Source organism: Klebsiella huaxiensis (assembly GCF_003261575.2).
In the GTDB taxonomy this organism is placed as follows: Bacteria; Pseudomonadota; Gammaproteobacteria; order Enterobacterales; family Enterobacteriaceae; genus Klebsiella; species Klebsiella huaxiensis.
Genome location: NZ_CP036175.1, coordinates 2,273,512 through 2,296,169, shown reverse-complemented (window position 1 = coordinate 2,296,169; position 22,658 = coordinate 2,273,512). Strand labels below are relative to the sequence as shown.

Annotated in this window: 20 protein-coding genes; 9 read left to right on the top strand and 11 right to left on the bottom strand. The window is 52.4% G+C overall.

What is annotated here, in order from left to right:
• Positions 1 to 1,788 carry an aspartate--tRNA ligase gene (aspS, locus tag DA718_RS10940; protein ID WP_112213276.1) on the bottom strand — a complete coding sequence of 596 codons (1,788 nt, stop codon included), beginning with the start codon at positions 1,786 to 1,788 and terminating at the stop codon, positions 1 to 3.
• Between the two features lie 267 nt (positions 1,789 to 2,055).
• On the opposite strand from aspS, the gene DA718_RS10935 reads away from it, so the two are divergent.
• The 5 genes from DA718_RS10935 to cmoB are packed head-to-tail and all read left to right on the top strand — an operon-like array spanning position 2,056 to position 5,691.
• Positions 2,056 to 2,622, top strand: a complete 567-nt coding sequence (locus tag DA718_RS10935; RefSeq protein WP_112213275.1) for a hydrolase — start codon at positions 2,056 to 2,058, stop codon at positions 2,620 to 2,622.
• Complete coding sequence (locus DA718_RS10930; protein WP_112213274.1) at positions 2,619 to 3,437, top strand: DUF72 domain-containing protein; 819 nt, start codon at positions 2,619 to 2,621, stop codon at positions 3,435 to 3,437. The genes DA718_RS10935 and DA718_RS10930 overlap by 4 nt, the downstream gene beginning before the upstream one ends.
• Positions 3,438 to 3,490: 53 nt before the next feature.
• Positions 3,491 to 3,886 (top strand): MAPEG family protein, encoded by a 396-nt coding sequence (locus DA718_RS10925; protein WP_110274320.1) that lies wholly within the window; start codon positions 3,491 to 3,493, stop codon positions 3,884 to 3,886.
• Positions 3,887 to 3,925: 39 nt separating this feature from the next.
• A complete protein-coding gene (cmoA, locus tag DA718_RS10920; RefSeq protein ID WP_112213273.1) occupies positions 3,926 to 4,669 on the top strand; it encodes a carboxy-S-adenosyl-L-methionine synthase CmoA in 744 nt (247 codons plus the stop codon).
• Positions 4,666 to 5,691, top strand: coding sequence for a tRNA 5-methoxyuridine(34)/uridine 5-oxyacetic acid(34) synthase CmoB (gene cmoB / locus DA718_RS10915; RefSeq protein WP_112213272.1), 1,026 nt, complete (start codon positions 4,666 to 4,668; stop codon positions 5,689 to 5,691). The genes cmoA and cmoB overlap by 4 nt, the downstream gene beginning before the upstream one ends.
• Before the next feature lie 162 nt (positions 5,692 to 5,853).
• Here cmoB and cutC read toward each other — a convergent pair whose 3' ends face one another.
• A complete protein-coding gene (gene cutC / locus DA718_RS10910; protein ID WP_112213271.1) occupies positions 5,854 to 6,597 on the bottom strand; it encodes a copper homeostasis protein CutC in 744 nt (247 codons plus the stop codon).
• Between the two features lie 76 nt (positions 6,598 to 6,673).
• Complete coding sequence (locus DA718_RS10905) at positions 6,674 to 7,243, bottom strand: VOC family protein (RefSeq protein WP_112213270.1); 570 nt, start codon at positions 7,241 to 7,243, stop codon at positions 6,674 to 6,676.
• Positions 7,244 to 7,463: 220 nt separating this feature from the next.
• Between DA718_RS10905 and argS the strand changes: the two genes are divergently transcribed.
• Complete coding sequence (gene argS, locus DA718_RS10900) at positions 7,464 to 9,197, top strand: arginine--tRNA ligase (RefSeq protein WP_112213269.1); 1,734 nt, start codon at positions 7,464 to 7,466, stop codon at positions 9,195 to 9,197.
• A 131-nt stretch (positions 9,198 to 9,328) separates the two neighbouring features.
• Here argS and bglB read toward each other — a convergent pair whose 3' ends face one another.
• Both bglB and DA718_RS10890 read right to left on the bottom strand, forming a co-directional pair.
• A complete protein-coding gene (gene bglB, locus DA718_RS10895) occupies positions 9,329 to 10,468 on the bottom strand; it encodes a beta-galactosidase BglB (RefSeq protein WP_112213268.1) in 1,140 nt (379 codons plus the stop codon).
• 4 nt (positions 10,469 to 10,472) lie between these two features.
• Entirely contained in the window at positions 10,473 to 12,056 is a 1,584-nt protein-coding gene (locus DA718_RS10890; RefSeq protein ID WP_112213267.1) for an MFS transporter, read from the bottom strand.
• A 475-nt stretch (positions 12,057 to 12,531) separates the two neighbouring features.
• Here DA718_RS10890 and uspC point away from each other — a divergent pair, with 475 nt between their 5' ends.
• Positions 12,532 to 12,960, top strand: a complete 429-nt coding sequence (gene uspC, locus DA718_RS10885) for a universal stress protein UspC (RefSeq protein ID WP_112213266.1) — start codon at positions 12,532 to 12,534, stop codon at positions 12,958 to 12,960.
• 28 nt (positions 12,961 to 12,988) lie between these two features.
• On the opposite strand, the gene otsA is transcribed toward uspC, so the two are convergent.
• From otsA to DA718_RS10855, 6 genes are all read right to left on the bottom strand, one after another.
• The gene (gene otsA, locus DA718_RS10880) at positions 12,989 to 14,413 is read right to left on the bottom strand and encodes an alpha,alpha-trehalose-phosphate synthase (RefSeq protein WP_112213265.1); all 1,425 of its coding nucleotides are present in this window, start codon (positions 14,411 to 14,413) and stop codon (positions 12,989 to 12,991) included.
• Positions 14,388 to 15,191, bottom strand: coding sequence for a trehalose-phosphatase (otsB, locus tag DA718_RS10875; RefSeq protein ID WP_112213264.1), 804 nt, complete (start codon positions 15,189 to 15,191; stop codon positions 14,388 to 14,390). Before otsB ends, otsA begins: the two co-directional genes overlap by 26 nt.
• 160 nt (positions 15,192 to 15,351) lie before the next feature.
• Entirely contained in the window at positions 15,352 to 16,332 is a 981-nt protein-coding gene (gene araH / locus DA718_RS10870; protein WP_112213263.1) for an L-arabinose ABC transporter permease AraH, read from the bottom strand.
• 14 nt (positions 16,333 to 16,346) lie between these two features.
• A complete protein-coding gene (gene araG, locus DA718_RS10865; RefSeq protein WP_112213262.1) occupies positions 16,347 to 17,861 on the bottom strand; it encodes an L-arabinose ABC transporter ATP-binding protein AraG in 1,515 nt (504 codons plus the stop codon).
• Between the two features lie 62 nt (positions 17,862 to 17,923).
• Positions 17,924 to 18,904: an arabinose ABC transporter substrate-binding protein gene (locus DA718_RS10860; RefSeq protein WP_112213261.1), complete on the bottom strand. Its 981-nt coding sequence runs from the start codon at positions 18,902 to 18,904 to the stop codon at positions 17,924 to 17,926.
• 308 nt (positions 18,905 to 19,212) lie between these two features.
• Positions 19,213 to 19,770: a DJ-1/PfpI family protein gene (locus DA718_RS10855; RefSeq protein ID WP_112213260.1), complete on the bottom strand. Its 558-nt coding sequence runs from the start codon at positions 19,768 to 19,770 to the stop codon at positions 19,213 to 19,215.
• A 551-nt stretch (positions 19,771 to 20,321) separates the two neighbouring features.
• Between DA718_RS10855 and DA718_RS10850 the strand changes: the two genes are divergently transcribed.
• The gene (locus DA718_RS10850; protein WP_112213259.1) at positions 20,322 to 20,825 is read left to right on the top strand and encodes a non-heme ferritin-like protein; all 504 of its coding nucleotides are present in this window, start codon (positions 20,322 to 20,324) and stop codon (positions 20,823 to 20,825) included.
• 321 nt (positions 20,826 to 21,146) lie between these two features.
• The gene (locus DA718_RS10845; protein WP_167492868.1) at positions 21,147 to 22,658 is read left to right on the top strand and encodes an MFS transporter; all 1,512 of its coding nucleotides are present in this window, start codon (positions 21,147 to 21,149) and stop codon (positions 22,656 to 22,658) included.

Sequence of the window (22,658 nt, the reverse complement as noted above, 5' to 3'; positions counted from 1 at the left end):
TTACTTATTCTCCAGAGACTCTTTTGTCTCTTTCGCCACAACCTGAATACCCAGTTCGCCCAAGGACGCCGGATTCGCGAAACTTGGTGCTTCGGTCATCAGGCAGGCAGCTGCGGTAGTTTTCGGGAAAGCGATAACGTCACGGATATTATCGGTACCCGTCAGCAGCATGGTCAAACGGTCAAGACCAAATGCCAGACCGGCGTGCGGCGGGGTACCGTATTTCAACGCGTCCAGCAGGAAGCCAAACTTCTCGCGCTGCTCTTGTTCGTTAATGCCCAGAATACCGAACACGGTCTGCTGCATTTCACCGCTGTGGATACGCACGGAACCACCGCCAACTTCATAGCCGTTAATGACCATATCGTAGGCGTTAGCAACAGCGTCTTCCGGTGCTGCTTTCAGCTCGGCGGCAGACATATCTTTCGGCGAGGTGAACGGATGGTGCATCGCGGTCAGGCCGCCTTCACCGTCGTCTTCAAACATCGGGAAGTCGATAACCCACAGCGGGGCCCACTTAGCTTCGTCAGTCAGATTCAGGTCTTTACCCAGCTTCAGACGCAGCGCACCCAGCGCATCGGCAACGACTTTTTTGTTATCCGCGCCGAAGAAGATCATGTCGCCATCCTGCGCGCCTGTACGCTCAAGGATCGCTTCAACGATGTCTGCGGTCAGGAATTTCGCCACCGGGCTGTTGATGCCTTCCATGCCTTTCGCACGTTCGGTCACTTTGATGTAAGCCAGGCCTTTCGCACCATAGATTTTCACAAAGTTGCCGTATTCATCGATTAGCTTACGGGTCAGCGCAGCACCGCCAGGCACGCGCAGCGCCGCAACGCGGCCTTTCGGATCGTTTGCCGGACCGGAGAATACCGCGAACTCAACGGACTTCAGCAGGTCTGCAACGTCCACCAGCTCCATCGGGTTACGCAGGTCTGGTTTATCTGAACCATAACGGCGTTCGGCTTCAGCGAAAGTCATGATTGGGAAGTCACCCAGTTCCACGCCTTTCACGTCGTTCCACAGACTGCGCACCAGCGCTTCCATCACTTCACGCACCTGCTCGGCGGTCATGAAAGAGGTTTCGACGTCGATCTGGGTGAATTCCGGCTGGCGGTCAGCGCGCAGGTCTTCGTCACGGAAGCATTTAACAATCTGATAGTAGCGGTCGAAGCCTGACATCATCAGCAGCTGTTTGAACAGCTGTGGAGACTGCGGCAGCGCGTAGAATTTGCCTTTATGAACGCGAGAAGGCACCAGATAGTCACGCGCACCTTCCGGCGTGGCTTTGGTCAGCATCGGCGTTTCGATATCAAGGAAGCCGTGGTCGTCCATAAAGCGGCGTACGAGGCTGGTGATTTTGGCACGTGTTTTCAGGCGCTGAGCCATTTCCGGGCGACGCAGGTCCAGATAGCGGTATTTCAGACGCGCTTCTTCGGTGTTGACGTGGTTGGAATCCAGCGGCAGCGCTTCGGAGCGGTTGATAATTGTCAGATCGGACGCCAGCACTTCGATTGCGCCAGTTGGCATATCGTTGTTGACGTTTCTTTCGTCACGCGCACGCACGGTGCCGGTTATCTGGATGCAGAACTCATTACGCAGTTCGGAGGCCAGCTTTAATGCATCCGCACGATCCGGATCGAAAAACACCTGCACGATGCCTTCGCGGTCACGCATATCGATAAAGATAAGGCTACCAAGATCACGACGACGGTTGACCCAACCACACAGAGTCACTTGCTGCCCTACGTGGGACAGACGGAGCTGTCCGCAATATTCTGTACGCATGAGATATCCCTTAACTTAGCCGCAGGCGGATTGTTGCCTGCTTTGCAGGCGACGAGGTCGCAGCTTTAGCTGATGTCACAACTGAATGAAAAAAGGCGGCTATTATACTGGAAATTATGCCGTACGATAAGCCCGGCGCAGCGTGTACGTTGCTTTGCCGTGCGCTTATTGCCTGTGCTCACAAAAATTAACAAAATTTGTTACCCTTGAGCAGGATCGGCAACGGTATTGTAGCGGCCAGACAACAAAAGAAGATACGGGGATATCATGTTAGAACTCAATGCGAAAAATACCGCGCTGGTGATCATCGACCTGCAAGAAGGTATTTTACCCTTTGCTGGTGGTCCGCACCGCGCCGATGAAGTGGTTGCCCAGGCGGCACGTCTGGCGCAAAAGTGCCGCCAGCAGGGTTCCCCGGTGGTTATGGTACGCGTTGGCTGGTCGGCTGATTTCGCCGAAGCACTGAAGCAGCCTGTTGACGCCCAGGCTGGCGCGCACGCATTGCCAGAAAACTGGTGGACCTATCCGCTCGCGCTGGGTAAGCAGGATAGCGATATTGAAGTCACTAAACGCCAGTGGGGCGCATTTTACGGCACCGACCTTGAATTACAGCTCCGCCGTCGCGGTATCGATACCATTATTCTGTGCGGTATTTCGACCAATATCGGCGTCGAATCTACAGCGCGTAACGCCTGGGAACTGGGCTTTAATCTGATTATTGTCGAAGACGCCTGCAGCGCAGCCTCCGCTGACCAGCACCAGGGCAGCATGACGAATATTTTCCCGCGTATCGCCCGCGTGCGCAGCACCAAGGAAGTCCTTTCAGCTTTATGATTTATATTGGGCTTCCCCAATGGGCGCATCCGAAATGGGTGCGCCTGGGTATCACCAGCCTTGAAGAGTATGCTCGCCACTTTAACTGCGTGGAGGGCAACACCACCCTGTACGCCTTACCGAAAGCCGAGATTGTCAGCCGCTGGTATGAACAAACTCACGATGACTTTCGCTTTTGCTTTAAGTTCCCGGCCACCATTTCGCACCAGGCGGCGCTGCGCAACTGCGACGACTTAAGCCATGAATTTTTCACCCGGCTGGCCCCGCTGGCATCGCGCATCGGTCAATACTGGCTACAGCTGCCCGCCACCTTCGGCCCACGGGATCTTCCCGCCCTCTGGCATTTTCTTGATAGCCTGCCACAGACGTTCACTTACGGCGTTGAGGTACGGCATCCAGAATTTTTCGCTAAAGGCGAAGCGGAACAGCAATTAAATCGCGGACTACATCAGCGTAGCGTCAATCGCGTGATCCTCGATAGTCGCCCGGTTCATAGCGCCATCGCCCGAAGCCCGGCGATGATCGATGCGCAAAAGAAGAAACCCAAAGTTCCCGTCCATGCGCTGGTGACAGCCCATCATCCGCTGGTGCGTTTTATCGGCAGCGACGATATGGCTCAAAATCGCGATCTGTTTGGCGTCTGGTTGCAAAAATTACCGCAGTGGACGCAAACAACAACGCCGTATTTATTCCTCCACACCCCAGACATTGCCCAGGCGCCAGAGCTGGTCGATACCCTGTGGAGCGATCTGCGCGCCGCCCTACCGGAAATAGGTGATGCGCCGTCAATTCCGCAGCAAAGCACTCTTTTCTGATATCCTGCTATCCTGAATGGAGCCACCGGACGGAATGAAAGGGAGTTTTTAATATGGTCAGCGCGCTGTATGCCGTTTTAGGTGCGTTATTGCTTATTAAGTTTTCTTACGACGTTGTCCGCCTGCGAACACAATATCGCGTCGGCTACGGTGACGGCGGTTTTAGCGAGCTGCAGGTTGCTATCCGCGTACATGGGAACGCAGTCGAATATGTTCCCATCGGACTGATTTTGCTACTGTTTATGGAAATGAACGGTGCACAGATCTGGATGATTCACGTTTGCGGAATTTTACTGATTGCCGGACGCCTGATGCACTCTTACGGTTTTCATCACCGCCTGTACCGCTGGCGTCGTTCCGGGATGAGCGCAACGTGGTGTTCATTGTTGCTGATGGTGCTGGCGAACTTCTGGTATATGCCCTGGGAGTTGGTTTTCTCCGTCCGTTAGCGCACAATACGCCGTTTTCGATTTTTCGGGTTTAACGTTATGTCTCACCGCGATACGCTTTTTTCCGCGCCGATTGCCAGCCTCGGCGACTGGACCTTTGATGAACGGGTTGCTGAAGTCTTCCCGGATATGATCCAGCGTTCTGTTCCCGGCTATTCCAATATTATTTCGATGATCGGCATGCTGGCTGAGCGCTTCGTTCAGCCAGACACCCAGGTCTACGACCTTGGCTGCTCGCTCGGTGCGGCGACGCTGTCTATACGCCGCAACATTGCACATTCTGGATGCAAAATTGTTGCTATCGATAACTCCCCGGCAATGGTCGAGCGCTGCCGTCGTCATATAGATGCCTATAAAGCACCGACGCCAGTCGACGTTATTGAAGGCGATATCCGCCACGTCACTATTGAGAACGCCTCAATGGTGGTGCTAAATTTCACGATTCAGTTTCTGGAGCCAGGCGAACGCCAGGCCATTCTGGATAAGGTCTATCAGGGGTTGAATCCGGGCGGCGCATTGGTGCTGTCGGAGAAATTCAGCTTCGAAGATGACAATGTCGGCGAGCTGCTGTTTAACATGCATCACGACTTTAAACGCGCTAACGGTTATAGCGAGCTGGAAATCAGCCAAAAGCGCAGCATGCTGGAAAACGTGATGCTCACCGATTCCGTGGAAACCCACAAGGCACGCCTGCGTAAAGCCGGTTTCGAGCATGCTGAACTGTGGTTCCAGTGTTTTAACTTCGGGTCGCTAATTGCAGTCAAATCCGGGGAAACGGCATGATTGATTTCAGTAACTTTTATCAATTGATTGCCAAAAGCCCGCTATCGCACTGGCTGGAGACGCTGCCCGCTCAGGTCGCCGCCTGGCAACGTGAATCATTGCACGGTAAATATCGTGAATGGGAACGGGCCGTCGAATTTCTGCCTGAATTTGCCCCCAACCGTCTGGATCTGTTGCACAGCGTCACCGCCGAGAGCGAAACGCCCCTCGGCGAGGGGCAGCGGCTGCGCATTGAAAACCTGCTTAAAAACCTGATGCCGTGGCGTAAAGGACCTTATTCGCTTTACGGGGTGGATATCGATACCGAATGGCGGTCCGACTGGAAATGGGAACGCGTGTTGCCGCATCTTTCCGACCTCACCGGGCGCACTATTCTTGATGTCGGCTGCGGCAGTGGCTACCACATGTGGCGTATGATTGGCGCAGGGGCGCATCTGGCGGTTGGTATCGACCCAACGCAGCTGTTCCTTTGCCAGTTTGAAGCAGTACGCAAGCTACTGGGCAATGACCAGCGTGCGCATCTGCTGCCGCTGGGCATTGAGCAACTTCCGGCGCTGAACGCCTTTGATACCGTCTTTTCAATGGGCGTACTTTACCATCGCCGCTCGCCGCTCGATCATCTGTGGCAGCTTAAAGATCAGCTGGTTCCCGGCGGTGAGCTGGTGCTTGAAACGCTGGTGGTTGAAGGTGATGAAAACACCGTTCTGGTGCCTGGCGATCGATATGCGCAAATGCGTAACGTCTACTTTATCCCATCTGCCGCCGCGCTGAAGATGTGGCTGGAGAAGTGCGGGTTTATCGACGTGCGCATTGTTGATGCATGCGTGACCTCAACTGACGAGCAGCGCCGCACCGAGTGGATGACAACCGAATCGCTGGCCGAATTCCTCGACCCGAACGACAGCAGCAAAACCCTTGAAGGCTACCCCGCCCCGCTACGCGCGGTGATTATTGCGACCAAACCTGAAACAGAACAGTCTCTGGCGGCGAAAAAGAAGCGCGCCGATAAACAGCCAGGGTAAGGCATTCTCAGGATAAAAAAAGGCCCCTGTTTAATGGGCAGGGGCCTGGTACGGGCAATCATCATATTGGGCGACATGATGTGCAGCTAAAAACAGTTTATCCCCGTCATACTTCAAGTTGCATGCGCGTTGGCTTTCCTGCAACTCGAATTATTTAGGGTTTTAATCTCTCTGGGCGGAAATAATTTTCTTCATTTCCGCTACCGCTTCGCCATTCACGGCGTAGCGTAAGTATTCATCAGCGTCAGCATCCGTAGACATCGACAATCCGGCGTTGCGAAAGCGCATCGGCGACGGTAGCCACTGACCTGCCGAGCTGTGCACTTCTTTTACTCCGGCCTGCAAAAACACCGCTAAATTGGCGGCGCGGACTCCCGCACCAGCCATAATGATTGGAGTGTCGCTTCGGGAAATAAGTTCCCTGATTAATGAAATTCCTTTTTCGGCGGACGCCTGTTGGCCTGATGTCAGGATACGCTGAACGCCGAGTTCTGACAGCTCAGAGCAGGCCTGGCGCGGGTCGGCGCACATATCAAAGGCGCGGTGAAAAGTGACTGCAAGGGTTCCCGCTGCCGCCATAATTTTTTCCATTCGCGCCGTATCAATCTGGCCGTCGGCATCCAGAATGCCGATCACCAGTCCGGGAAACCCTAATTCTCGTACCGTGATGACGTCATCAAGCATCGCCGCAAACTCGCCAGCGGTGTAGCAAAAATCCCCGCCGCGCGGACGAATAATCGGATGAACGGGGATAGTCACCGTATCACGAACCGATTTAAGTACGCCCAGCGAAGGCGTCAGGCCGCCTTCCAGCGGCGCGGCGCAAAGCTCAATGCGATCGGCACCGCTACGCTGCGCTTCTTGCGCGCACTCCATGCTGTAACAGCATACTTCCAGTAAAGTCATTCTTCTCTCCGTTGACATCGCAGGCACGACAGAATGTCACGATTTTTTGCTGTAGACACCGCGTCACTTCACACTGTCACCGTTCAGATTGTTCGCTGGCGACAATTTGCTCAATCGACCACGGATGGAATTTTATAGTGACCTTACCATCCGTCACTGCCAGCGTCGGGTTCGGCAGTCGCTCGCGTGCCCCTTTCGGTGAGCTGGTTTTCACAAAAATCCCCGGCTGGCTGAGCCCTTCATCAGATAGCAGCGCCAGCGCACGGGAATTCAGCGATTCAGGCTCACCTGGCAGGACGATTTCGACATGTTCCCAGCCCTCATGCGGATAGCGCTTTTCACCCGGCCACGGCAGCTCAACGACGCTAAAACGCCAGTGCGCCACGCAAATCGGTTCGTCCAATTTGAATAAACAGATAGGACGACCGTTGATAACGTTTTCCGACAGCAGAGTGCCGCATTGCTCAAACCCGCGACGCCAGCGCTCCGCCGTGGTGTTCTGGTGACAGCGCAGGGAAATATGGTCAGCATCATGCGGCGTAATATCAAGACCAAGCCGGCTAGCAAGCGCATTTAGCGCCTCGGTGAAACGCGGTAGGTCCGCGGAAATATCGTTCAGTTCATCTATTTGTTGCCAGTTCGCCATGATAAGCCCCGGTACTCACTCAAAAGCGCTAATCTATCGCGTTTCCCCGGGCTGACCAACCAGCAATACTCTGTGAACGATTATTCGTTGAGCGCGCGACTGAGCAAGCTATGCGCGGTGCTGACGCATAGATGCAAATGCAGTATACTCCTGCCCTAATTTGTCCACATTCCAGCGCCGCCCCGTCAGGGTGACGGCGTGTTAAACGTAAGGTATTCCGGTGAATATTCAGGCTCTTCTCTCAGAAAAAGTCAGCCACGCTCTGATCGCGGCAGGCGCGCCTGCCGATTGCGAACCTCAGGTCCGCCAGTCAGCAAAAGTCCAGTTCGGTGACTATCAGGCCAACGGCGTCATGGCCGTTGCCAAAAAACTGGGTATGGCGCCGCGACAACTTGCAGAGCAGGTACTGTCTCATCTCGACCTGAACGGGATTGCTAACAAAGTTGAAATCGCCGGTCCGGGTTTTATCAATATTTTCCTCGACCCGGCATTCCTGGCGGAAAACGTCAGCAGCGCGCTGAAATCAGAACGTCTGGGTGTTGCTCAGCCGCAGGCGCAGACCGTTGTTATCGATTACTCCGCGCCTAACGTGGCGAAAGAGATGCACGTCGGCCATCTGCGCTCGACCATTATTGGCGATGCCGCAGTGCGCACGCTGGAATTTCTCGGCCATAACGTGATCCGCGCTAACCACGTGGGCGACTGGGGCACCCAGTTCGGCATGCTTATCGCGTACCTGGAAAAACAGCAGCAGGAAAACGCCGGTGAAATGGCGCTGGCGGACCTCGAAGGTTTCTATCGCGAAGCGAAAAAACACTACGATGAAGATGAAGCCTTCGCCGAACGCGCGCGTAGCTACGTGGTTAAGCTGCAGGGCGGCGACGAGTATTTCCGCGAAATGTGGCGCAAGCTCGTTGACATTACTATGTCGCAAAACCAGCTAACCTATAACCGCCTGAACGTGACGCTGACCCGTGACGACGTGATGGGTGAAAGCCTGTATAACCCGATGCTGCCGGGTATCGTTGCTGACCTGAAAGCCAAAGGTCTGGCAGTGGAGAGCGAAGGCGCAACCGTGGTGTTCCTTGATGAGTATAAAAATAAGGAAGGCGAACCGATGGGCGTTATCATCCAGAAGAAGGATGGCGGCTACCTCTACACCACCACCGATATCGCCTGTGCAAAATACCGTTACGAAAATCTGCATGCCGATCGCGTGCTGTATTACATCGATTCACGCCAGCACCAGCACCTGATGCAGGCGTGGACTATCGTGCGTAAAGCAGGCTATGTGCCAGATTCTGTGCCGCTGGAGCACCACATGTTCGGCATGATGCTCGGCAAAGACGGTAAACCGTTTAAAACTCGCGCCGGTGGTACTGTGAAACTGGCCGACTTACTGGATGAAGCGCTGGAACGCGCCCGCCGTCTGGTGGCCGAGAAAAACCCGGATATGCCTGCCGAAGAGCTGGAAAAACTGGCGAACGCCGTCGGGATTGGCGCGGTGAAATACGCCGATCTGTCGAAAAACCGGACCACCGACTATATCTTCGACTGGGACAACATGCTGGCATTTGAGGGCAACACCGCGCCTTATATGCAGTATGCTTATACCCGCGTGCTCTCGGTATTCCGTAAAGCGGATATTGATGAAAGCGTGCTGGCGGCGGCTCCGGTTATTATCACCGAAGACCGTGAAGCCCAGCTGGCTGCACGTCTGCTGCAGTTCGAAGAGACCCTGACCGTTGTCGCTCGTGAAGGCACTCCGCATGTGATGTGTTCTTATCTGTACGATCTGGCGGGCCTGTTCTCGGGTTTCTACGAACACTGCCCGATCCTGAGCGCCGAAAGCGAAGAGACGCGCAACAGCCGCCTGAAGCTGGCGCAGCTGACCGCGAAAACGCTGAAGCTGGGTCTGGATACGCTGGGTATTGAGACCGTAGAGCGTATGTAATTTGCAGGAAAAACCCGGCAAGCGCCGGGTTTGAAACTGATAACACCACTATTTGAAATATTGTGTTCGTTTTATGCCGGGTGGCGGCTAACGCCTTACCCGGCCTACGTAACCCTTTCTCTCAATCCCTATCAGAAATACTTCCGCAGATACTCAGTCAGGCACAGAATTGCCATCGCCTGACCATACGGCATCGACGTCAACGGAATTTCACGATAAAAATCGAGATTCGAGCCCATTCCGGTACCGAATGAGGTTTGCAGCAACTCCCCTTCAGGAGAGATATTCTGCACGATACCGCGAATCGCTTTCTCCGCCACTTCTGCATATTCCTGGCTCACATAGCGCTTACGCACCGCTTTTAAGATCCCGTAAGCAAAACCAGCGGTGGCCGACGCTTCCAGATAGGAGTTTGGATCATCAAGCAGCGTATGCCACAGGCCGCTGTCGTCCTGGCAACGGGCCAGTGCTGCAATCTGCGCATTCAGTACCTGCACCAGATAACGGCGAACGGCGCTGCTTTCAGGTAAATCCACCAGCTCAAGGAAATCCGGGATTACAATCGTCAGCCAGCTATTGCCGCGTGCCCAGCGAGCCCTGGCAAAATTATGCTGCCCCTCGTAGTTCCAGCCGTGGAACCACAGTCCGGTCTCGCGGTCCATCAAGTTCTGCACATGCAGCAAGAACTGATAGACCGCTTCTTCTACATATTCCGGGCGGTTGAGCAGCTTGCCAATTTTGGCCAGCGGCAGGACGGTCATCATCAACGTGTCGTCCCACATCTGCTGATTATTCTCTTCCGCCAGGGTGATGTGCTGCATGCCGCCAAACTCGGTACGCGGCATGTCGCGCATCGCCCACTCAGCCCAGCTATCGAGCCAGGGTAGATACGCCGTGTTGCCCGTCTCTTCATAACGATAAGCCAGGGTCAAAAACGGCGCCATGGTATTGACGTTTTTAGTGGTTGCGCCTTCGGCAAAACGCTCAGCGAACCAGCTATCGATAATCTCGCACATCGCGGTATCACCAGTCTGCTGGTAATACTGATAAATACCGTACAGGCCAACCCCGTGGGTCCACTCCCAGCCGTTCCAGCCTTTAGTGTCAATGATGCGTCCGTCGTCCAGCCGCAGTAAAAATTGCCCGCTTTCATCCTTAATATTGACCAGGTTGCGCGTTACCTTCTGGATCAGCGCTTGCAGCTCATTACGGGCGATAAAACGCTCTGGCTGACGCAGTAATGGGCTATGTTTGACAGGCCAAACCTTCATATCCTTAACCTCTGTTATATGTCGAATTCAATTCTGAACGTTGCTTCAACGGCGCCGCTGCAGGTTTATTGCGGTTCAGGTAACCGATATTGTTGTTGCCCCACAGGGATTCGTACGGCATCCCGGCCAGCATCTCCACCACTTCACGATCCTCAGCGGTCGCCGTTTCCGGCTGTGCTCGACCAGACTCGCGCATTTTGAGCGTTTCAGTACGCAGAACGCTGTGGGTTTGCAGGTTGAGCTTAAAACGCAGAGAGACAAGAAAACCGCAAGCCAGCACCACTAATGTCCCCACGCTGAGGATCAGCAGGATTGTGTGGCTGACTTCATAAGGCTGAGTTTTCTGTCCGGAGACAAAGCCGGAAAACTGCATAATGATCCCCACCAGCATCACCGCACCCGCCTGGGAAGCTTTACGGGTCAGAGTCATGATCCCGGCAAAGATCCCTTCACGTCGCTGTCCGGTGATCACCTCATCCACGTCGGCAATATAGGTGTAGGTATTCCACGGCACATAGTTGATACCGCCGCGTCCCAGGCCTGCAACTGCGGAAATCAACAGCAACAACGAGTAAACATCGCTGAGCCCGGCGTAATACAACACCGCGTAGGAGAGCGAGCTCAGACCAAACAGCACTACAACCATCCGGTAGGATGGGGCCGGTCCGAAGCGGATACACAACGGGATCATGGCGATAACCGCGATAAACTGGAAGATAGCCATGGTGCCGAGCAGGTTAGAGGCCATGGAGGCTTCCTGCATCAGCACAAACACCACATAGTAGGTAAAGACCGCGTTGAACACGTCCTGAGCGATATAGCCCCCCAGATACATACCCAGATGCTGGCGGAAAATTTTAATCCGCAAGGTGGAGCTTAACTCAATAAACAGGCGATTAAGGCTCTGGGACAGGGTCAGGTTTTGTTTCTCCTCTTCTGCCCGTAGCGCGGCTTCCGTCCACTCTTCTCGCGGGCGCTCCCAGGTAAAGAACCAGACAAAGGTTAGCATCATTGCGCACAGTACCGAGAACACCAGACTCGCATAGAAGAAAGAGACCGCATTATCCTTACCGAAGATAGTCAGCAGGACACCCGGCAGGAAGGAAGCCAGAATTGCCGACATCTGCGCCATCGAAATACGCGCGCCGGAGAATTTGGTTTTCTGTTTAAAGTCATCGGTCATCTCCGGCACCAACGTTTCATACGGTACCAGAATCATGGTATAGACAATATCGAACAGCAGATAAGTCAGCAGGTAGTACCAGAAGCCCATGTCCCCTACCCACATAATGGAGTAGCTAAAGACGAGCGGGATACCCAGCAGGATAAAGAACTTACGTCTGCCAAAACGTTTACCCAGCCAGGTCGAACCGAAGTTATCCGTCAGGAAGCCCATCAGCGGACTGATCACCGCATCCAGAACCCTGGCAGTGGCAAAGATAAGCGTCGCCTCAATAGGGGAAAGGCCGCAAAAGGTGGTGTAGAAGTAGAGCAGCCATGCTGCAGTCAGTGCTGTGGTCCCCGCACCGAGGAAATCGCCCGATCCGTAAGCAAGGTAGTTAACCAAACCGATTTTACGTGTTTTCATCGCCGTAAATCCTGTGTCTTTTTTTAGAGAACTCCGACAATCCTTTTGGCGACTTCAGCCAAAATGGAGTTGATATAGGACTACAGTAAGAGCATGGAAACGGCGTTACCTTTTCATTTTTGCCATCTAAAAGCGTTCGATGGCAAAAATACAAAGAGTAGCGGAACACGCTTCACTTATTTATAAAACAACGTTTCTTTTAATGCAAAAGACGGGACCATTAATGAGAAATAGCTCTTTTGCAGATGAAACATAGCTCTTTTTTCCGCTGCTGATAAACCTTGCGAAAGCTAAGGAATCGGAGTAAAGACAATATACCCGTCATACTTCAAGTTGCATGGGCGTTGGCTGCTTTCGTTCACCCCAGTCACTTACCTGAGTAAGCTCCTGGGGATTCGCTCACTTGCCGCCTTCCTGCAACTCGAATTATTTAGGGTATAGAAAAGGGTTATTTTGCGTATCTCAAGGAGGCTTGATGCCCTACTCACATCTGTTAGTCGCCGTTGCGCCGACCCCGGAAAGCCGGGTGCTGATTCAAAAAGCCGTTTCTATCGCCCGTCCGATCAATGCCAAAGTTAGCCTGATCACGCTGGCGACGGACCCGGAGCTGTATAACCAGTTTGCTGCGCCGATGATGGAAAACTTACGGGAAATAATGCAGGAAGAGACGCGCGGTTTTCTGGCCGAACTTGTCCACCACGCCGATTATCCTATCGAGAAGACGATTATCGCCAGCGGCGGGTTAGGTCATCACGTGAAGGATTTTTGCCAGCAGCATCGCGTTGACCTGGTGATTTGCGGTAACCATAACCAGAGCCTATTTTCGCGCGCTACCTGCTCAGCGAAGGATATCGTCGGCAGCAGCGGCGTTGACGTGCTGCTGGTTTGTCTTGAAAAGGGCTAGTGCCGGGGAGGCACCAGCCGCTCAGCCTCTAGGCGAGTTTGGGGAAGGTCGCCACCTTGCGTTCTAAGTGACTCTCCTCGCTCCTTGGCTCAATCTGCTTTAGATCGGCAATAAACCGCGCCTGCCAGTGGTGAATGTCATTCTCTTTAATCACCGCTAACATAGCCGAATGGCGCGTGATGCGTTCTGCCAGCGGCATGGTTAACGCCCGGTCCAGCGCGGCAGCGACCTCATCACGATCGTAAGGATTGACGATTAACGCTGTAGGCAGTTCATTCGCCGCGCCGGCAAACTGCGACAACACCAGCACACCCGGGTTTTGCGGATCCTGGGCGGCCACATACTCTTTCGCCACCAGATTCATGCCATCGCGTAGCGGCGTGACCAGCCCAACGTCCGAATAGCGGAAGATTTTCATCAACAGCTTACGTTCAAAGTGCTGGTTCAGGTAATAGAGCGGCGTCCAGCCCAACTGACCATACTGACCGTTAATCCGTCCGGCTGCGGTTTCCAACTGATGACGAATATCCTGATAGGCCTGAACATCACCGCGCGAAGTCGGCGCAATTTGGGTATAGCGAATCTTGCCGTGATGTTGCGGATAGTTTTCCAGCAGCGCCTCATAGGCCAGAAAACGTTCCGGTAACCCTTTCGAATAGTCCAACCGTTCAACGGAAAAGATATTTTGTACGCCCTTAAGTTCGCTTTTCAATTGCGCCAGTTTTGGCGGTAACGGTCCTTTAGCGCTGCGCGCAATTTCATCGGCATCGATGCCTATCGGATAAACTTCTGTGTGGAAAGACTTGCCCCACGCAAGATGCTTTTTCCCACCGCGCGTCGTCACGCGGGTCTGCATTGATACGCTGTCGAGAAACGCCAGCCGATCACTCTCTGTCTGGAATCCCAGCAGGTCGTAATCGCTAAGTCCCTCAAGCAGTTCAGCATGCGGCGGCAACGCATTAAAAATTTCGGGCGTCGGAAACGGGATATGTAAAAAGAAGCCAATGCGATTATTTACCCCGCGTTGGCGCAGTTCACTGGCCAGTGGCAGTAAGTGATAATCGTGGATCCAGACAAGGTCGTCAGGTTCAATTAGCGGCAGCAGTTTATCAGCCAGCGTGGAATTCACCCGCTGATACCCTTCCCAGGCCTCGCGCTGAAAATTCACCAAATCAAGGCGATAGTGAAACGCAGGCCACAATACGGCATTGGAAAAACGATTGTAATATTCGTCGTGATCCTGCTCGCTAAGGTTGAAAGAGGCCCAGGTAATATTCCCCTGAGTCACCTTTTTCAGCGGCTGCTGGTCATCGCCAATTTCCCCGCTCCAGCCGAACCACAATCCTCCCGCTGCTTTTAACGCCCCCATAATCCCCACGGCCAGGCCACCGGCACTGGCCTTTTTATCATCCGGCGGGGCAATACGATTAGATACTACGACTAAGCGACCCATAGCCATCTCTCCTGTCGGTTAGCGCGTCTGGTTGTTGCCCATCATTCGCGATGTTATTTATCCAAAGATGTACTGCGGCCACGTCCGGCAGGCGCCAGCGCGCCTGCGTTTCGCCACCCGCCACTTTGACCGATACACCACCCAATTGATTGACGACGCCAAAACCCGCTTCATCGGTTAAGTCATCACCGACGAATACCGGTTTACGTCCCTTGAATGGCGCTTCCTGCATAAAAGCGGCAATCGCCTCACCCTTATTCACTCCGCGCGGTTTGATCTCCACCACGCATTTACCTGGCTGCAGCGCCAAAATAGGATGGCGCTGCACGATTTCTTGTGCCAGCGCTAGCACCGCGCTTTGCTGCTGCGGCGCCTGGCGATAGTGCAACGCGAAAGCCATCCCCTTACTTTCCAGCTCGCAACCCGGTAGTGCACCCATCGCCGTTGTCAGCTGTGTTGAAAGGGTCTTGAGGAGTGAGTCAGGCAGTGTGACGATATGTGTTTCACCATTGATGTCACGGCGCTCAGCCCCGTGGACGCCGGCAAGCGGCAGTCGGAAAGGATGGGTAAGCTCATCGAGCTCAGCCATTGAGCGCCCTGAAATCAATGCCACCGCTCCATTTTGCAGCTGCACAAGCTGGCGCAACGTTTGTAGAACATCAGCAGGAATAACCACCTGGTCAGGATGGGGTTTGATACCGGCAAGCGTGCCGTCGAGGTCAAAGAAAAAAGCGTAGTTTCCGGTTAACGCAGGCGGTACGGAAATCTGGTCAGCCACCCTGGTTCCTCCTTATCATGGCCAGCACAATGCTGGGTGTTAACTAAATGTTAGCCATGTAAGTATAGACAGTGTGACCAGCCTCGCCATTTTTGATAGTCATTGCCAGCACAGCGGGCGCTGGCAATGGTTTAGGATTAGACTGAAAGGTTGGGGATAATCAAACCGTACGTTTCGCTTTTTGTTTGTAGCGGTCAAAGATTACCGCCGCCAGCAGAATCACGCCGCGCACCACATACTGCGAGAACGGCGAGATGTTCAGCAAGTTCATGGCATTTTCCACAGTCCCGAGGATCAGGATCCCGGCAACCACGTAGGAAATCTTACCAATCCCGCCTTTTAACGACACGCCGCCCAGCACGCAGGCCGAAATCACAATCAGCTCATAGCCAATCGAGGTCATCGGCTGACCGCTGGTCATACGCGAGGCCAGAATAATCCCTGCCGCTGCGGAAACCAGGCCGGAGAGGACAAAAATGATAATCTTGGTCCGCACCACCGGGACGCCTGCCAGACGCGCGGCTTCTTCGTTGCCGCCAATCGCCAGGGTATTACGGCCAAAGGTGGTTTTATTCAACAGCAGGCCAAAGATAATCAGGCAGCCAACCGTCAGCCAGATTGGCGCAGGCAGACCAAACCAGTTGGCATAGCCCAGGGTAAAGAAACGCTCATCCTCAATCCCGACCGCTTTACCGTCAGAAATAATATAGGCCAGACCGCGGACGATCTGCATCGTCGCAAGCGTGGTGATCAGGGCGTTGATCTTTAAGCGGGCAATGACAAAACCGTTCACCAGGCCGCTCAGTGCGCCCAGCAGCAGGCCAGCCGTAATGCCAATCCACATGCTTTCGGTCAGGTTAATCACCACCGCCGTGGTGACCCCCGCACAGGCGATAACCGAAGCAACCGACAGGTCAAAGTCACCGGATGCCAGGCAAAATAGCATCCCACAGGCCACCATCCCGGACATCGAGATAGCCAGCCCCAGACCTTTCATATTGATAAATGAGGCAAAATTGGGCACAAAAATCACACAGCCGATAAACAGCACGGCGAAAACAACCAGCATGCCAAACTGATCCCAGATGCGGGAGAAGCTGCAAGCCGACCGGGAAGTACCTGAAGAGGTAACTGATGACATCATAAACTCCTTACTCAGGCGACTGCCTGGCTCACTTTGGGCATCGCAAGGCTCAATGCCTGCTGTTCATTCGCATGTTCATGCAATAATTCACCGGCGATTTCGCCCTCGCGCATCACCACAATACGGTCCGCAACGCCGAGAACTTCGGGTAAATCGCTGGAGGCAAAGACCACCGCGACGCCTGATGCCGCTAAAGCGTAAATAACGTTGTAAATTTCATGCTTAGCGCCGACATCAATGCCGCGCGTCGGCTCATCGAGCAGGATCACTTTCATCTCTTCCGATAACCAACGGCCAAGAATGGCTTTCTGCTGATTGCCGCCAGAGAGATTCATAATCAGCTGCTCCGGGCCCGGCGTTTTGATGTTGAGCGATTTGATATGCTGGTCAGCGTTTTCCGCTTCCCAGGCGTTGTTAATCACGCATCCTGCAAGAATATGTTTACGACGTGCGCTGATATTGATGTTGTCGCGCACCGAGTGAACCGGAATGATCCCTTCGGCTTTGCGGTCTTCCGGACAGAGCATCATTCCGGCCTGAATCGCCTGAGCGGGTTTGCGGATGTCGATAGCCTGGCCGTCAATGTAGACCTGGCCACTGGTTATCCTGCTGCCGCCAAATAAGCCTTTCATCAGCTCGCTGCGTCCGGCCCCAACCAACCCGAACAGACCGACGATTTCACCACTGCGCACCGACAGGCTGATCGGCTGACGCACGCCCGGTGCTTTCACCTGCTCCAGACGCAAGCGTTCGTTGCCGTATTCACGCGGTTGCCAGCCGTAGATATCGCCCAGTTCACGGCCCACCATCGCCTGCACCAGGGCGTCGTGGTTAACCTCTTGCATATTGTCAAAGGTGCGCACGTAGCGACCATCTTTGAAGACGGTGATGGCATCGCTTAATGCAAAAATCTCTTCCATACGGTGAGAGACGTAAATAATGACCCTCCCCTCCTCGCGCAGCTCGCGAATAACCCGGAATAAGTTTTCGATTTCCCGCGCAGACAGGGAGCTGGTTGGCTCATCAAAGGCAATGATCTTAGCGTTACGCGCCAGCGCCTTGGCAATCTCTACCATTTGCCATTGGCCAATAGAGAGATATTTCAGCGGCGTTTCCGGGTCGATATCCAGCCCCAGATGTTTAAGCTGCAAGCCAGCTTCATAATTCAGCAGCGATCGGTTGACGATCCCACCTTTGTGCGGGAGTTGTCCGAGGTAGATATTTTCCGCTACGGTCATTTCCGGGATCAGGTGCAATTCCTGATAGATAATCGCCACCCCGGCGTTCAACGCCTCGGTGGTATGGTTAAATGTTATCTGCTGGCCGCTGATATGCAGGCTACCGGCGGTCGGTATGTAGTTGCCGCTGAGTACTTTCAGCAGAGTAGATTTCCCGGCGCCATTTTCTCCCATCAGGGCGTGAACCTGTCCGGCATAGCAGTCAAAACTAATATCGGACAGCGCTTTAACGCCCGGGAAAGTCATGGTAATACCGCGAAATGAGAGATAAGGGGTAGACTGTTGCATAACGACTCCGCTTTTCTGGACTGAGCCTCCCGCTTAATACGGGAAGCCCGGTCAACCAGGCCTTACAGCCCTTTTTTCGCCAGCTCTTCTTTAAAGTTGTCGCGGGTAATCAGCACCACGTCGGTCACCGCAGTAAATTTCGGCGGTTCAACGTCTTTCGTCACCCAGTTGTAGAGCATTTCGCTGGTTTTATAACCGTGAATGTCCGGGCTCGGCAGCAGAGAACCATAGAAACCAGTGGCCTGCGCTTTGGAGAGTTCATTGACTGCATCCACGCCGTTAATGCCGATACCGATGACGTCAGCGGCTTTAAAACTCTGGCCTTCGGTCGCACGCACGCCACCCAGTACGGTGTTGTCGTTCATGCCGACAATTAACCAATGTTTAACCTGCGGATGTTGGACCAACATGGAGTTACCAGCATCGAACGCGCCGGGGATATCGTTAGATTTGGTTGGCACACGATAGATCTGATTTTCCGGGAAGCCAGCGGCTTTCAGCGCATCCATCGAGCCGGTGGTGCGGCGGCGGGCAGTATCCAGTTCGTCAGAAGTGATCGCCATAACCGCGGTATCTTTTACATCCCAACCGCGTTTTTGCATCTCTTTATACAGCTCCTGGCCTTGACGCGCGCCGATTTCGCTGGCCGCCATCATTACCAGCGGTACGCTATCCATCGGTTTACCTTTCGCGTTGACGAACTGGTCATCAACGGTAATCACTTTCATATCATAGCCGCGCGCTTTGGCGACAATGGCAGCCCCTAGTTTCGGGTCCGGTGTGCAGATAACGAAACCTTTAGCTCCGCTGGCTGCCAGGCTATCAATAGCATTCAGCGTTTTCTCGCCGTCGGGTACCGCGATTTTAATCACATCAAAACCTAAATCTTTACCGGCCTTATCGGCAAATTTCCACTCAGTTTGAAACCACGGTTCTTCGGGCTGTTTCACCAGAAAGCCAAGCTTAAGCGTCTCAGCCATAGCTGATTGTGACATAACTGCGGCGAGACCAATCGCCGCCAGCGCTTTAGTAAATTTGTGCATGGTAAACTCCAGCTTTAATTCGTTTTTATGTAGGGAAAAATAAGACTTAAATTTTTAATCGGACGTAAAACAAGGCATTAGGAAAACCTGATTCATTGCTGCCGTTGTTAAAATAGTATTAACCGGAAATTATTTCTCCATACGAGAGCGCTATCACATCGCGGAATTACAGTAATTGCGTGCATAAAAACAGCGAAAAAAGACATAAAAAAAACGCTAATTGTCAGACAATTAGCGCTCGTATTAGCAATATTATCTATATCACCAGCAGACTTATCCTTGTTTAGGGTATAGATTCAGATTTTCCATCACCAGCGGCAATAAATATGCTCGGCATGATTGCGCACTGGTGCTTCATCGCCCAACAAGCGTGCCGCAACGGTGAAAGAGAAATCAAAAACGTAACCAAAACCTTTGCCGCTGATCAGGTTGCCATCTTCCACTACCGGCGCATCAACGTATTCTCCCCCGCTCACGTTCTGCCAGAGATCCCCGGAGCAAACATAGCGACGCCCCTTCAGCAGACCATTGCCGCCCAATACCCGCGCCGCCGCCGAGCAAATAGGGCAGATAAGTTTTCCGGCTGTATCGTGAACCGCGATAAACGCCACCACTTCCTGGCTGGCGGCAAGATTCACGCTTCCTTGTGGGCCGCCAGGCAGAACCACCGCGTCATAAAGCATCTGCGCTCGTTCTGTTAACGTGCTGTCCGCGACCATAGGAATATCGTGATAGCTCACTACCGCGCGCGATTCGGCGCAGGACAGCAGTTCTACATTGATGTGCAAGCGACGAAGAATATCAATAATCACAATCGCTTCACCTTCCTCGAAACCAGGTGCCAACAGCACCGCTACTTTTTTCATTTCTGACTCCTTCAGATAGCCAAATAACAATCGCGTGTTTACAAAAGCAATATTTTTTTAAATTATCGTTATACCTTGTTTCTAAAATCACAAAAAACATGATCTAACGCAATTTACATCTTTTACGAAGAACAGATTAACACAAAAACAAAACTACGACCCAATACAAATGAAACGAAGTTTCATTAAAATAACAAGAACTACCACAAACCAACAGCAAAAACAACAAATACCAATTAAAATCATATAGATAAAAACATTAATGACTTACTAAAAATAGTTACCATTACATAAACATGCTTAAATAAAGTTAATTACGGATGGTGTAACGAAACGTAAATAATACCATATGAGAGTTTCCTTAATCACCAAGTGTCGCTATTCTATATTCATCGGTAATCGCAATTTAATTACCCATCATACATTTGAAGTACAGGTAATTATTATTCTGGTACTTTATCTGCACGTCATGTGTCCCGAATTCAGACTCTCTAAGGAAGATGATTCAGGATGTACCCAGGACTCCTTTACAGGTTAATAAGGATATTTTTATGATCGTCCCAGGAATGGTTAAGAAACTGAATAACCAAATGAATCTTGAATTCCATGCTTCAAATTTATACCTACATTTAAGTGAGTGGTGTACTCAGCAGCGGTTAAACGGTACCGCAACGTTTTTGCGTAGTAAGGCACAATCCAGGGTAACCCAGATGATGCGAGTCTTTGATTTTATGAAAAAAACCGGTGCCGTGCCGGTGGTGAAATCTGAAGGTTCCAGCCAACCAGAGTGTGCTTCCCTCGAAGATCTTTTTGCTACCACCGTTGCTGATTATCAGCAACGCAGCAGCATATTGATCGACCTGACGGAAGAAGCTAAAGCGCAAAGCGACGATGCCACCTGGCGTTTTTTAACGCTGCTGGAAAAAGAACAGCGCCAGGACGGTATTCTGCTGGAAACCATTCTCGATGAAGTGCGCAATGCGGATAAGGATGGAACGTGCGTGCAGCAAACCGACCTTCGTTTGTTAGATCTGGTCAGCAACCAACATAATTAACGCTCACAGCGAATGTGTATCGCTGATAAATGCCCAAAAACCATATATTAATGTCATCAATGTCCTTATAGACAATTCTCACCAACCCATCTTTTTCGGCGCTTCGGCGCCGTTTTTATTCCTAAAAAGCATTAAAAACTTTTAACTGGATCTCATTAATGCTCAGGAATGGGGTTTAGCCGGTTTTTAGTGATGTAGATCACGTTCAAAACCATTACTTAAGAATATAAAAACAGTGTTTCAAAAATTTAAAACACGGAGTTTACTTTAATGGCAAGATACGCGGCTTCAGCCCCTCAAGGGCTGCAGGGAAGACCGATTTTGTTACGCCATCAGTTAGCCTACGGCGGCGGGAATTTACTGGGAAGCGGCGCGCTGGCAATCAGTGGCGCATGGCTGCTTTATTTTTATACAACCTTTTGTGGGCTGACGCTGATCGAGGCCTCGCTCATTTTCTCCGTCGCCAGTATTATCGACGCGATCAGTAATCCTCTTATGGGTTATCTCACCGATAATTTTGGTAAAACGCGTCTCGGCAAACGCTTCGGACGCCGCCGCTTCTTTTTATTAATCGGTATTCCGCTCATGATGTTCTACCCACTGCTTTGGGTAGAAGGTCTTGGGTTCTGGTACTACCTATGCACTTATGTAGTCTTTGAAATCATTTATACCTCGATCATGGTCCCCTATGAAACATTGGCGACCGAAATGACCGACGATTTTTCACTACGCTCAAAGCTTACCGGCTACAAAGCGATCTTCGGTAAACTGGCTAACTTTCTGGCTGCATTTATTCCAGGTCAGTTCATCCTGCTTTACGGCAAAGAATCCGCGACCCCATTTTTCCTGACCGGCCTGACCTATGGGGTCATTCTCATCGTTGCGATCTCCTGCTTGTGGTACTGCAGCTGGGAACGCCCGCGCGAAGAGGAAGTCAGCAATAGTGAGAAAAAAGGCTTACTCAATACTCTACTTATGCTGGCGAAGGATATGCGTTCTACCTTCTATCTGCGCGTGTTCCGTAAACATCTGGGCATGTACCTCTGTGGTTTCGGCGCAGAATGGCTGTTTGCGTCTATCTTTACCTACTTTGTTATTTTCGTCCTGCAGCACGATCCGGCGATGGTCGCCGGGCTAAATAGCCTGAACTCCATCCTGCAACTGGTCTCTACGGCCCTGTTTATCGGCCTGTGCGTGAAGAAAGGGTTTAGTAAGCCCTACATTCTGGCGCTAAGCGTGGTTATTTTTGCCGTACTGCTTTATACCTCGCTGTGGTTCTTCCATTTGCCTGCACATCTGGCAACCATCCTGATGTTCGGTATCACTGTCCTGTTCGGACTGGGTACCGGCGGCGTGTACTACATCCCCTGGACCGTATATACCTTTTTAGCCGACGTTGACGAAATCTATACTGGCCGTCGCCGTGAAGGTATCTATGCTGGCGCTATGACCTTTTCCGGGAAAATCCTACGCTCTATCATCGTCTTCACAATGGGCGCTATCCTCAGCTTCTACGGCTTCCAGTCAAAAGCGCATACGCAACCTGAAAGCGCGGTAACCGCTATTGCAGTCGTGTTCTGTGCGGGCGTGGTCCTGCTGGCTTTGGCGGCGATCGTCTTCAGTAAGCAGATGAAGCTGGATCGCAAAGCGCATATGGTGGTCTTGCAGGAAGTCGCGCGGATTAAAGCTGGCGGCAAAATTGCCGATATCACACCGGATGTGCGCGTCATCGTTGAAGATTTAGTCGGGCACCGTTACGAAGAGTGCTGGGGCAACAGCAAGTTATTTAACAATACTCAGGAGACACCGGCCCGTACCGCCGTTTCCCACTAA